Source organism: Mycoplasma enhydrae, from assembly GCF_017116825.1.
GTDB lineage: Bacteria > Bacillota_I > Bacilli_A > Mycoplasmatales > Metamycoplasmataceae > Metamycoplasma > Metamycoplasma enhydrae.
The window spans coordinates 152,008-166,731 of the sequence record NZ_JAFIRD010000001.1 but is presented as its reverse complement, the minus strand read 5'-3'; the positions used below and the strand labels follow the sequence as shown (position 1 = coordinate 166,731).

The 14,724-nt window shown below is 26.2% G+C and carries 6 protein-coding genes; 5 read left to right on the top strand and 1 reads right to left on the bottom strand.

The features are described from left to right. Positions 1 to 21: 21 nt before the first annotated feature. From JXZ91_RS00730 to JXZ91_RS00715, 4 genes are all read left to right on the top strand, one after another. Complete coding sequence (locus JXZ91_RS00730; RefSeq protein ID WP_205851100.1) at positions 22 to 984, top strand: ribose-phosphate pyrophosphokinase; 963 nt, start codon at positions 22 to 24, stop codon at positions 982 to 984. Next, positions 962 to 1,684: a 16S rRNA (guanine(527)-N(7))-methyltransferase RsmG gene (gene rsmG / locus JXZ91_RS00725; protein WP_205851099.1), complete on the top strand. Its 723-nt coding sequence runs from the start codon at positions 962 to 964 to the stop codon at positions 1,682 to 1,684. The genes JXZ91_RS00730 and rsmG overlap by 23 nt, the downstream gene beginning before the upstream one ends. A gap of 176 nt (positions 1,685 to 1,860) precedes the next feature. Next, a complete protein-coding gene (locus JXZ91_RS00720) occupies positions 1,861 to 10,224 on the top strand; it encodes an ABC transporter permease (RefSeq protein WP_205851098.1) in 8,364 nt (2,787 codons plus the stop codon). Continuing rightward, positions 10,224 to 11,183, top strand: coding sequence for an ABC transporter ATP-binding protein (locus tag JXZ91_RS00715; protein ID WP_205851097.1), 960 nt, complete (start codon positions 10,224 to 10,226; stop codon positions 11,181 to 11,183). Before JXZ91_RS00720 ends, JXZ91_RS00715 begins: the two co-directional genes overlap by 1 nt. A 350-nt stretch (positions 11,184 to 11,533) precedes the next feature. Here JXZ91_RS00715 and JXZ91_RS00710 read toward each other — a convergent pair whose 3' ends face one another. Next, positions 11,534 to 12,301, bottom strand: a complete 768-nt coding sequence (locus JXZ91_RS00710) for a hypothetical protein (protein WP_205851096.1) — start codon at positions 12,299 to 12,301, stop codon at positions 11,534 to 11,536. Positions 12,302 to 12,554: 253 nt separating this feature from the next. On the opposite strand from JXZ91_RS00710, the gene JXZ91_RS00705 reads away from it, so the two are divergent. Continuing rightward, positions 12,555 to 14,714 (top strand): HinT-interacting membrane complex protein P80, encoded by a 2,160-nt coding sequence (locus JXZ91_RS00705; protein WP_241006047.1) that lies wholly within the window; start codon positions 12,555 to 12,557, stop codon positions 14,712 to 14,714. Positions 14,715 to 14,724: the final 10 nt, after the last annotated feature.

Below are 14,724 nucleotides of genomic sequence, written 5' to 3'. Positions count from 1 at the left end.
TAAATAGGAGAGTTTTTTATAATGAAAAATGATAAAAATGTTGTTATTTTTGGAATGGAAAATTCTGTTGAATTAGCCTCACAAATTGGTCAATACATTCATCAAAAAATAGAACCAGTTGACAAAACAGTTTTTGCTGATGGAGAAAGAATTTTATCAACTAATATAACAGTTAGAAACCGTCATGTATTTGTAATATGTAACACAAGTAAACCTGTTAATGATAATTTAATGGATTTATTAATATTTGTTGATGCTCTAAAAAGAGCTAGCGCTAAAAGCATAGTTTGCGTATTGACATATTATGGCTATGCAAGACAAGACAGAAAAGCCAAAGGTCGTCAGCCAATAACAGCAAAATTAGTTGCTGATTTATTAGAAAAAGCAGGTGTTACAAAAGTTATAACTGTTGATTTACATAATGCTTCAATCCAAGGTTTTTTTAATATTCCAGTTGATGATTTAAGGGGACATTTTATATTTGCTTCCGAAATGCGTAAAAGAAAGGAAAAATTTGTTATTGTTTCACCAGATCATGGTGGTGCGGTTAGAGCTAGACAATTATCAGAATTACTTAATGATGATGAACAAATAGCAATTATAGATAAAAGAAGAACAGCTCCAAATGTATCTGAAATTATGGGTGTTTTAGGTGATGTTAAGAATAAAAATGTAATTATTTATGATGATATTATTGATACCGGAGGAACCATAATTCATGCTGCTGAAACACTAAAAAAACAAGGTGCTAAAAAAATAATTATTGCTGCTACTCATGGTTTATTTTCACGTGGCTTTGAAATGTTTGAAAATAACGAAATAATTAGTGAAGTTATTGTAACTAATTCAATTGACCATTCTAATTTAGCACATTTTAAAAAGCTTAGACAATTATCAATGGCTGAATTTTTAGGAATGGTAATTGAAGCTAACATAAATAACACTTCAATTAGTGACATATATGAAGATTATAGCGATAGATAATTTTAAAAAAATTATCAAAGAATACATAAATGAAATTGATGAACAAACAATCACTAAACTTTATGATTATTATTATTTATTAGAAACAGAAAATGCCAAGTATAACTTGACTGGTTTTTATGAAGAAAAACTAGTTAAAGAAGGCATAATTGAATCAATTTTAATATTCAAAAAAATTAACCAAGAAATTATCAATTTAAATAACCTAAAAATACTAGATATTGGCTCTGGTGCTGGTTTTCCTATTATTCCTTATTTTATTTACAATCCTAATTTTGATTTAACTATTTATGAACCCCTAGACAAGAGGGTGAATTTTTTAGGACAAGTAATTAAAAAATGCAACCTAAAAAACATAAAAATTGCTAAACAAAGAGCAGAAGAATCATCAGAATTTGAAATATATGATTTTATTAGTGCTCGAGCTGTATCTGAACTAAAAAATCTTGTAGAAATATCACACAGATTAGCAAAAATATCAGCAACATTTTGTTTCTTAAAATCTTCAAATTATCAAAATGAAATTGATAATGCTAAATGAATATCTAATTTATTAAAGATAGATTTTAACATTTTAAATGTTGGTAAATTCTTTAGTATTAATAATATTTTAGTTCATTATCAAAAAAAATCAAAAACTCCTGTTGACATTCCACGCAAGTGGTCTACAATAATCAAAAACAATCTTAAAAATAGATAAAATAATTATTTCTTTCCTAATAATATGGAAAGATTTTTTACTTTTTTAGGGCTTATATTAATTAAACACTTTTATCCTTATTAAATAATAATTTAATAATATAAATAAAAAATTATATAATTTACCTTAAATTATTAAGGCTGCCATAATTCCTTAATAATATTTGGAGGAAACGTATGAGAAGACTATTTAAAGAAGTTTTTAAATCACTTGCTAAAAATAAAGTAACTTTAATATGTTTAACAATATTAATATTTTTAACAACTTTTTTATTTACTTTATTAAATGATGTTAAAACATCATACTCTAAAACAATCAATGCATATGACAAGGTGTCAAAATTGCATGATTTAACTGTAGACTTAGACATTAATCCTTCCGGTATTATTCCGCGAAATGGTTACAACCAAATTGGAGCTGATAATAAAACCAATATTAATAAACCAATAATGTTTGAAAGTGCTAAAAACGGCTCTATGATTTCATATTCAATTAATTTGCCAGCACACCAACAAGAATACTTAAAAATAAAAGGCAATATTGATAATTGAAATGCTGATGAAAATTATTATATTTCAACAGTGGATTTAATGAGTTTGTACTATGAACAACTAAAATCTAATGTTACTAGTGTTGAATTTGAAATTAACAAACCAAATCCAGATTCTACTAAAATAAGAGAATTTAGATTTTCAGGTTCTAATAGAAAATTTAAAGTATACAAAAAACAAGATAAAAAATATATCCCTATTACTCAAAAACAAAGCATTATTGCTAATGAAACAATTACTTTCAAATCACCGATTAAATTAGGTGATATTTTAAGCATTTCATATGCACCAAAAGGTCCATATGGTCAACAACAAAAAAATGATTCAATTGTAGAATCATCACCGTTATTTATTAATACTTTAACTAAAGAAGCATCATTTTTAACTTCTGATTATGACCAATGAAAATCACAAAACACTTTAGCAATTATTAAATCTGAAGATGTTTTAGACCTATTAGGTTTTAAAAAAGATGCCAACGATAATAAATGATATTTTGATAAGATAAAACATGATACAGGCGAACTGAAGCTGAAAACAGGTTTTAAAACAACTACAAAAAATATATCAAAAGACGATTTATTAGAAGGAACTTTTAAATTAAATAGTTACTTAGCTAAAAATTCTTTAGAAACAAATACACCATTATATATTGATTTAGAAGCTAATAAAACATATAAAATTCCACATAATTGAATTCGTAAGACAGAAACACTAATTACTTATAACTGATACCGTTATGTAATGAACTGAAATGAATTAAGTGATGAAGAAAAATCGAACTGAAAAGGTTCTTATTTTAAGTATATTGATAATTTCAAAAAAACAAACCCAGAAGGATATAAAAACAATTTATATTTTTCATATTGAGATAAAACTATAACTACAATTTATACTATTGGTGATGGCACTCAATTTAGCCAAACCTCTAATATCACTAAAAGACTAGAAAAAGAAGATGTTAATGATATATTTAAAACACCTTGAACAGGTGGTCAAAGTAATAGTCATATACCTGAAGCAAAGACAAATCAAGAAAAAGTTAATTTACATAATATAAAACAAGTTGAGTTCAAAATATTCGGTCCAGATGAATTAACAAATGAACAATTTTTAGACGTATCAAATGTTGAAAAACTAGCTAATTTTCAAGAAATAATTCGAAATGGTGCCATTAATTTTGCAAGAAAATCAATTTTAGATGATGTAGAAAAAAATGTAGGTAAAGAAAATCTAGGAATTAGAAAAACTATAACCGTTGAAACTGTTGATGAAAAAACTGGAAAGAAAAATGTTTTTCATTTTGTTGATACAGGTGATAAAAACCGTAAAATATTCGGCGTAGAAAGCAACATTGGAAAGTTGTATAATGAAACATTAAATCCTGGTATATTGCATAGTAGTATTTCTAATGAAGCTGCCGAGAAAATAGTTTTAAAGCCAGATCCTAAATCTAATAAAATAAATAAGATCCCTTCAGTATATACAAGAGAAATAATTGATACAGTGCTATATCAAAAATTAACACCTATCATTAATTATTTCAATGCTGATATCCGATTTGAAGATTATTATGATTTTTTAATTAATACACGAATTCCTTATTTAACTAATGGTAAATTATTAATTTTAACAACAGCTACTCCTGAGCTAAAATCAAAAGGTGCAACAGTAGTGGGAGCATTGGCTATGCCTAGACGAGGACAATATGTATTCTTACAAAAAAGTCCTATTAAAGGTTTTAGTTCACAAAGTGTTTGAAACAAAGTTTTAATTAATAATAAAGATTATTTAACTCTAGATGAAGTTTATAACTATTTAGTAATTCAAAACTATACCATTAGAGGTGACATTGGTCCTAATGGTTGAGCACAAATAAACCCTAAATTTAAAAACCAAATTACCTTACCTGTTAGCTTTGGTGCAGTTTCTAATGAATTAACCCAAGAAATTATTCAACAAAATACAATTAGAAAATTGATTGATAAAGCAAGATCAATTATTTTGGATACAGATTTTGCTAAACTGTTTAATAAACAAGATATTTATCGCTTTTTCAAAGCTATTTCAGATTCAATTGAAGCTAATGAATTACAAAAATTTTTAGCCGCTACAAAAATTAATTCATCAATTTTAACTAAAACAATTTTAGATATATTTAAATATCTATCTGAACCAATCGAACAAGGAAAAAATAAAAACCTTGAATATTTAAATATGAATGCTAATGTGTTTATTCAAAACCTTATTAGCAATATTTTAAGATACTTCAAAAAGCAGTATGAATCGTTTGGTTCTACAATAGCCGAAAGAGATGCTCGTTTAGTAGCTGAAATTAATAAACTAAGTGGACTTTTAGGTTTTTCAAAAGTTTATATTATTCCTCAACTAAAATTAAGTTTATCTGAATTGCTTGTTTTAATAAAGGACAAGGCTAAAATATTTGACATTCTAGCTGAATTTGTAGAATCTGTTGATTTCATTAAATTTAGTGCCATTATTCAAGATTGATATCAAAAACATCCATATAAACCGTTTACTGCTGTGGATGCTGAGTATTGAAATTTATCAAATGATAGAATTATTATTTCTTTATTACAATCGCTTGATGAGCACAAATTTAAAAGCACACTTAATAAATTAATTAAACAAGTTGATTTTTCTAAAATTTTAAGTCCAGATTCAAATTCAAGTTATTATCAAAAATGAATTAGAGCATATGAAGCAGCTTCAAGACCTTTAGACGAACAAACCAAAAACCAAGCCAAAAACTTTTTTGAAGCACTAGATGCCAATAAAGATGGCTCATATTCAAATGTGCAAGAAGGTTTATTTGAAATTATTTCAAATGTAAATATCACTAAATTTAGTGATTCATTAAATAAACTAATAAAACAAGTTAAAAGTTCTATTACTGCAAATAACAAAATTTACAACAATTACAACACTGAAGTTTTAACAAGCACTGATTATTTAGCTTCTTTCATGGCTTCAATTAGTTCTTCAATAGATAATGAAGTTTCATCAGGAAAAATTAATCAAATTCAAAATGCTTTAATTAAGTTGCTAAATCTATCAGACAAAACTTCAAATATTATAAGTGAACTAAATATTTCTATTCCTTCAGCCGATCCTGGAAAAATTAGTTTATTAGATTTAGGTATTTTACCTAAATTAGCGTTCCCTCAAATTAATAATAATTCAAAACCTGATCCATTTAATAAACCAATTAATCGTTTTGATTTGTTAGACGTTGAAAAACTTATTATTAAAGTAGATAATGCCATCAAACAAAACCAACAAATTCAATTAACTTCTTCAGAGTATGATTTCATTAAAAATCAAGCACTAATTAATGAAATTGAGCTTAATGATTTAGCTTTATTAAAAAATAAATTAATTAAATATCATCAATATATCCAAAAACTTCAACTAAAATCATTTAAAAAATCAGACAATAAATATGATTTTAATGTTGATAGTACCAAAGATCTAAATCCTAATTCTTATGGAGATTTAGCTTATTTATCAGCCTTAATAGATGAATCAAGTCAAGATCATGCTGCTAATATTAAGATTTATAAAACAATTCATACTTTATTAGCTCAAAATTTTGCTTCATTATTTATGACTAATGGGCAATATGACATTATTAATAACCATTTTGTTTTATATAATCTATGAATTAAATTAGCATACTTCTTAAATAGAATAGGTGATGCAAAGGAAAAAATCATTGTTGATCCAAAAACTGGCAACAGGTTAATTAAAAAAGAATTTGAAAAAATACTTTCATTTGACCAAATAAAACTAATTTTAAAAGAAATTTATAAATTGGCTAAAAACCCAGAATTTGCTAAGGTATTAACTAATTATGATAAAGTAATTAATCCAATACCAAGTATGGGTGTTTTAGGAAGTGATAGCGATTACAAAGCCACATTATTAAAAATGGCTTACTCACATGCACATACAACTCTAGCCAATCAAGAAATAACTAAATTGCTAGAAAACTCAAGTGCTATTAATCAATTTAGTGCAAATCTTGAAACTAGTGGTATTTCTGCTGACATTATTTCTAAAATTAAAAACTTATTAATTAGAAATTCAAATGAACTAACCTATAACTTAGGTTATGTGGCTAATGCTACACAAATGCCAACTTTCTATAATAAAGCATTAGAAATGTTTTTAGATTCGTTTTTAAAAACAAATGAATCAAATAAAATTGAAGCTTTAATTAATGATGATTATGATTTTGATTTGGCTTATAAAATGGCTATCGAAAATTCAAATTTATCAAATAGATTATCATTACTAAATGTTCCTAAGAACTTGCTAAATCCTTTAACATTACTAAGCTTTCCACAATTTCTTTTATACTACACCTTGAGTCCTAATCCAAATGAAGGCAATATTGCTCATATCATTAAAAAAATGTTAAATAATCTAAAATTTGCTAACATAAATGACATTCATAGCCAAATTGAATCTTTAACTCACAATTATGAAAATTCACTTAAATTAATTGAAAGTAGAAATGATAGTGCTGTTGAACTAGATTTATCAAGATTTAATAATCTTTTCAACAAAATTTTAAGAGACTCAGATGGCAAGTCATTGAATATATTTAATATTGATATAACCAATTCACTTAAAAAAGCTTTAACAAGTATTATTGAACCAATTGAAATTTCTAACCTTATTTCATTTTCTGATTCTGGTTCATATTTAGCTAAAGTTAATTACGGTTATGCTTCAAAGAATAATAAGCGAGCATATACAGGGGATATAAGCAAATATTTAGGTAATCCTTATACAATGCAATTATTTATTTCTAACCTTGATGATCAATACAAGGTTACAGTTAATAACCAAGAATACTTAATTATTGGAATTGATTCGACTTCTGATTATTTATATCCTGTTGTTAATGAAGAAAATATTCAAGTTGACACAAACACACAAGCAATTATTTATGTGAATTCAAAAGGTTTTGATAGAATTCATTCTGCTTATCCAACATTTGCGCTAAAAACTTATGCTTTAGTTAAAGCGCCTTTAGATGCTAAAAACCGTTTCATAGAAGGCAAGAGCCCTCAAGAATTACAAAAACTTTTTGCTAGAGAAGTTGAAAAAATCAATCCAAATTCATTAAAAAAAGTTTATTTAAGAGATGAATTAGATAGCATTAACCCTGAAAGGCAAATTAGAATTGTTACAATAAGATCAATAGTTAAAACAATTCAAAACGTAACAATATATCTAATTTTAGTTCTAACAGTTTTAGTAGCTTTTGTTGTTTACTTTGTTATTAAACGTTATATACAGGCAAGAAACAAAGTTGTTGGTATTCTAAGAGCTCAAGGTTATAAATTAACTAAAATAGCATTTGCCTTTTGTGCATTCGGCTGAATTCCAGCTGCCGTCGGTGGAATAATTGGCTATATTTTAGGATATTCTTTACAAAGACCTGCAATGGGAATATTATCATCATACTGAACCTTGGAAAATAATATTATTCCATTCCATCCATTAGCCATGATTTTAACGATATTTGTCCCACTGCTATTTGTGAGCTCAATAATATTCCTTATAACAGCTTTATCTGTTAGAAAAAAACCAACTGAATTAATGAGCGGTTTAACTGAAGTAAGTGTTGGTAACTTCTCGCAACGTGTTTCATCATTGTTTAGAAAATTGCCTATTAAAGCAAGATATATAGCTTCAATGACACTAAATAACTTCTGAAAAATGCTTTCTTTATTCTTAGCATTTTCAACAACTTCTTTAATATCTATGTTTTTCTTATCTTCAAATAACGTTTTCAATAAGGTTATAACCAAAACATATAAAGATAGATTATATAAATATAAACTAGACTTAGAAAGTCCTACCACTGAAGGTGGACCTTATGTGACATATAATAAAAATGATATTAATTCATTATTGTATGTTCCTAATGATATAGCAGGCGGTTCTTCAAGCGCGGGCAGTCAATTAGATTATGAAAATCCTAATTTCTTGCGTCCTGGAGGTTCATTTAATACAGATGTTATTCAAAAACCATATAGTCCTGTAGTTCTAACCAAATCTTCATTAGACATTCTAATGGACATTTCAGTTGAACTAACTCCTTGAGATGTAACTTATGCTAATATTCCTGAAACTCAAAGGGCTAGAATAGCTCAAATATTCAAACGAGTTGCAAAAGAAGTTCAAAATACTCAATATCTAATTGATATAACAAAAATTGGCAAAAATGAAGATTATTTAAATACAGAAGGTACTTTTATAGAAAATGTAATTGCCGTAAGAGATCTTCAAAAATTTCAAAAAGATCTTAAAGAAGGCAAACCAGAAGATTTAACTAATCGAACAAGTTTCTTCTATTTAACTCAGTCTGGCGCACATTACACTGGTGAAGTCTCGCGTCTGGATGAGCAATTTAAATATGTTGAATGAGATCCAGTTAATGAAATATATCAAAAAGAAAAAAATGTGTCTACAGCTAGATTTAGACAACAATATCGTGATTTCTTAGTTAACGCTTATCGCAATATTCAATCAATTGATTTCTTTGTTTCATTTGGTGGCATTTATTGAAATGACACAACAAATGAAAAATACACTTATGCTAAAACATTATTAGATGGTAAAGAAAATCGAGTTTATGGATATTACAATGACTCTAAATTTATATCAATTCATGATAAAACACAAAACAATTTACATCAAAAATTAGTTGAATATAAATATGATGATTCAAAAAATATTCCTTTAATTATCAATGAAGTAGCACAAAGGAAACATAAACTAAAAATTGGTTCAGTTATTGAACTAGATTTATTAAACCATGTGGATAGATTTGCTTATCGTGCTTTCAATTTAAAAGCTCCAAAAACCAAATATAAATTTGAAGTTATTGGTGTTTCTGAAACATATATTAATAGTGAATTTATTACCAGAAAAGACATTTTAGACAAGCTATTAGGATATGACACTCTTTCAAAACGTCTAAAAGATTCTAGACAAAATGAACTTAAAAATGCTTTAATTGCAAATCCTGCTAAAGAAAAAGAAATTAAAGCAGCATTTGATAGAAAATATGATGCTTTCAATGGTATTCTTTCAAATGATATTACTCCAGTTCAAACTATAGATACTTTAACTACATATTCTTCAAGTGGTTTTTGAGGTGCTGCTGCAACATTTGAAGTAGAAGGGGCAAGTGATCAAGCATTATGAACATTTTTCAAAAAAATATTTATTAGTGATCAAGCACTAAATTACAAATCAGTTTATGAAAATAATATTAATTCATATAATGAAGCACACCCTGATGCCAAACTTGATTACAAACAATCATTATTTAAATTGTTAGGAATTAATGAAGTTCAATTCCAAAAAATAGTTAAAGAAGAAAATTCTAATGAAGAATTTAAACAAATAGCTCGTAAAATTGTATCTGATTTTTATGGTATACAACCAGGAACAATTTATGGCAAAAATCTAATGTTTGGAGCTTCTTTTGATGTTAATAGCAAGGACATTGAAGCCGGCTTTATTGGCGAAATATCAGGAACAGTAAACACAATATTAGTTGCGTTCATTATTATGTCAATGTTAATTTCAATTATCATTTTAATTGTTATTACTAATATTATGATTGCTTCAAATCAAAGATCAATTGCTACATTTTCAATTTTGGGTTATTCAAGTCGTGAAAGAGTAATGTTATTCTTTGCTAACTTTGTTCCAGCAATAATATTTGCTTGTTTATTGATGATTCCTGTAACATTTTTATTAATTACAGCATTTAATGCATTTACTATGGCAACTTCACAAATAGTATTACCTATAACTTTACAATATTCAACTATAATACTTTCAATTACTATTTGTTTAACAGTATTTATATTGACATCTATAGCTACATGAAAGAGCTTAAATAAAATTAAAGCGGTGGACGCTCTGAAAGGAAAGTAATGGCAAAAAAACAATCAGAAGATAAAAAAACAACTAAAAATAAAAAGAAATTATCTAAAACTAGTGAAATTCATGTTTTAAACCCTATTGAATTAAAAAAACATGATCAGCCATTTGTTATTCAAGATGAAGATATTTCTGTTAAGGTTCTAGATCCTGGTACTTTAAAAAAATATAAACTAGCTAATAATAAGCCAAGAAAAAAAGATGGTCAAGAAAAACAAAAAAATACTGAAGGTTACATTGTTGAAGTTGAAGATGTTAAAAAAACTTATTTATCAGGTAATGTTGCAACTGATGTTCTAAAAGGTGCCACGTTCAAAATTAAAAAAGGCGAAATGGTAGTTTTACATGGTAAATCCGGTTCAGGAAAATCTACATTACTAAACATTATTAGTGCTTTAGATAGACCAACTTCTGGAACTGTAATTGTTAACGATGTCAATTTACCTTATTTAAGCGATTCTAAGCAAACATCATTTAGAAGAAAAAACATTTCATTCATTTTTCAAAACTATAACTTATTACAAAATTTAAATAGTTATGATAACGTTGAAACCGGCTCATACTTACAGGATGACAAATCAAAACATTTGAATATTAAAAAATTATTTAAAGATTTTGACTTAGAAGAATGTATGTACAAGTATCCATCACAAATGTCTGGTGGGCAACAACAAAGAGTTTCAATTTTAAGGGCTTTAGCTAAAAACTCAGATATTTTAGTTGCCGATGAACCTACAGGAGCACTTGATGAAAAAACAGGCTTAATTGTGCTAAAAATTCTTCAAGAAATTAACCGTGATTATGGCACAACAATAATCATTGTTTCCCATGACCCAGATGTAGCACAATTAGCAGATAAAGTAATTTATTTAGAATTAGGACAAATAAAGAATATAATAGAACAAGAGAGAAAATGATTAGCTGCAAAAGAAATAGAACTTAAAGGAGAATAAAATGGAACTATTTATTAACATATTTTTTATGGTATTAGGCTTTTTAGCTTCAATATACGTTTTAATCATCGCAGTTTTATTGTTTGTAAAAAATGTTAAAAAAGTTCATAAACGAGTGGCGCATTGCGCTTTATCAGCATTATTACCTGTTTCAGTTTTTGAACTATATCTGTTAGTTAAATCAGCAAATTCTAGTAACTATTTATGATTATCTCTTTCAATACTATTATTACTATTTATCATTTCTTCAAGCGTTCTATATCTAGTCGGAAGTATGATTAATAATAAAAAATACAAACACGATAGATAAAAAAAACAATAAAAATTAACCGAGCATATTGCTCGGTTTTCTATATCTCATTTTGTTCTTGAATTGTGTCATATTTATCTACATCTATTATGTTGCAATGTAAATAATTGGTGGCTAAATTATCAATTGAAGCTCAATTTTTACCATAAATATTTCTTAAATAATTAGCGTATTCACTTATAATTTTTATTTCTAAATCACCCTTATTTATAGTTATTAATTTGTAACTAATATTTGTAATTCATTTTCTTAATGAATGTCTATTAATTAATGCTGAAGTAACTAAAAAACCTTCTTGTTCTTGGTCATATAATAAATCTACAACATCTTTATAATTAAATGATTTAGTTAGTCCTTTTAAAGTTTTAGCTAATCTTATTTTAGATTTAATACTAGCAACTTTAGTGTTAGTCATCGAAGCATAATGATTAATATAACTTTTAATTTTTAATGGACATTTAACAAATTTTTTAGCTTTTTTAGTAGTTGTAGGAATAATCAAATTAATATTAATAAAAGGACATTCATTATATATTTCTTTTATATCTTGCACAAATTTATTTTGCAATGAAAAATAATCAGAATGCTTAACAGAATCAATAATTTTATCAGGAAATAATCTTCTTAATTTTTCATATGATTCAAATGTCATCATCACATCATAATGATCAGTTTCATTTCAATAAGAAAGATCATTTTTTAGTGCTAATAAGCTATTTTCATCCAAACTATATCAAATATCATTCTGATTACATATATCAATAAATTCTTTTAAAATCCTGATTTTATTTTCAAAAATATTAGTCATATGAAAATTATAATTAATTATTTTTTTAAAAACTAAAAAACTAAAAGACGGAATATATTTAGTTTATTGTTATCATAAATTTTAGTGTTTTTCGCTTTATTTTAAGGCATTTATTTATCGCAATAAACCAAATACATATGTTTCACATTACTAAATTAAAAATGTATAAAAAATGGTAAAATATATAGTATTCTATATTTAATAAATTAAATATGAATGTAATTAACATTAATCAAATTACAAGAAAGGTTTAATGATGGCAGAAAAAGTTAAAAAAACTCCTACCACTGAACAAAAAACTAAGAGAAAGAAAGTTTTATGAGCAACTTTTTGAACTACAGCTATTTCAGCAGTAGTTGCAGCAGGAATTGCAATTCCTTTAGTTAGAGCTTCAAAAGCATTGCCAGCACCAACTGAAATACTTGATTCAAATAGTCCAATTTTAAATATCGAAACACCAAATGGCAAGGTAACTCCTAAATATGGTGAAATTGATAAAAAACCAAGTGAACCAAACAAAAATAAAAATATTTCAGATTCAATGGAAAAATTTACAGCTAAATATCTATATGAACAAGAATATGAGGCTTCATTATGATATCAAGCTGTTTATAATGCAAACAAGGCAAGATTAGATGAAAAAGTTTTTGCACTAGATTCAGTTGAAAAAATTAGAGAAAAAGTCAAAAAAGAACTTGAAGATCTTAAAAAGCAATTTCAAAAGCAATATGGTTTAGAAAAAAAATGAGAAGAAAAATTCAAGGAAAGACTTAATAGTGAAGAATGAGGAAAATCTAAGAACGAGAGTGAAGCAATTGAACATAAACTAAACTTAGAAATTAAAAAACATGCTTTTAGAAGATTCGAAACTGAAGTAAATAATGACTGAACATACAAAGATCTAAAAGATGGAATTATTGCAAACAAAGATGTTTTTTATGAATACAAAGGTAAAAGAGTTAATATAGCAAAAAAAGGTGAAAGCATTATTTTACCTTTTGCTAAGGAAAATGAAAATTATGTTTTACCTGCTAATGACTCTGAAGAAGTTAACAAGGATTCTAAAACCTCAATTAAAATTCCTATGTTTGTAACTAAATCTTTTGTTAAAGAATATAAAAATGCTAATAGATTTATTGCTCCTTGAATTTCAAAGGGGCAAGGTATTTTGTCTGAATTTTCTCTAAGTGCTCATCAAGACCAAAAAGGTTCAGAAAAACCTTGAATAGTTACAAAAGCTGAAATTATTAATCTTTTAAAATTTGCAGCTTATGATGAATCAGATACAACAGTTAAAATTAAATTAGGAATTGATGGTTTAGGCGAATTCAAAGGATTTAGTACATTAATTAAATCTGGAAATATTACTAGTGCTGATGAAAAACAAGCTACAAATGATAAAAAACTAATTAAAGCCTTATCTGCTGATAAAACAAATGCTGATAAATTTGGTTCAAAAGGATTTATTAATTTAAAACAAACAATTTCTACTTCAGAACCTTCTGTATATTTAAATATGTTATCAATGATATCAGGAGATGGCAAAGCTAATAAAGGTGTATTCAAATATAAACAAAAAGATGATTTATTTAAAAAGCTAAAAACTGAATTACTAAAAGAATTTTTCCTTATTGAAGATTTTGTTAATTTAGAATCAACTTATAAAGCTAAATTAAAAGGTGCTTTAGAACAAGAGCCAAAAGCCGAAAACAAAAGTACTGAATATGATAAAGAATACGGCAAGCACAATTCTGAAATTGAAAGAATAATTAATGACTTAGATGACAAAAAATTTGCTAAGGCATTTGGTAATGCTTTCAAAACAGTGTTTACCTCTGGAAATGAAAAAAATAAAGTTGATGCAATTTATAAAGTGGGCGAAAATTTTGTAACCTTAAATGAAAAAGGAATTTTAATTCAAAACTTACATAAATTTGATAAAGAAGAAGAAATTAAACAACTTATTGTTAAAGACCTGACAATTAAATCAAAAGCAAACTATTCTCCAACATTTACAACAGAATTATTTGATTTAACTAAGATTTTTTCAGACATTTTAAACACTTCATTTCAGCTAAATGAACTTTTAAGTCAAGAAAAATTCAAAAATTACATTAAAGAACAAGAATATACACCAATTGATTCTGATAAAGCTAAGAAGTTTAATGATGATGATATTAAAGCAGCACAGGATTACATTAAAACAATAGAAATTAGTAATCAAAGTACATCAATAGCAAACAAATATAAACAAATTGATGATTATATTAAAAACCAAATTAACCTTGGTTTAGTACTTGATTATAAATATGACCAAACTAAAAACAAATACACTATTTCACCACACAACATAGATGCTAATATTACTGATTATTTATTTAATTTAATTGTTAAATATGTGCTAGGTAACTAGTAAGAAAAGG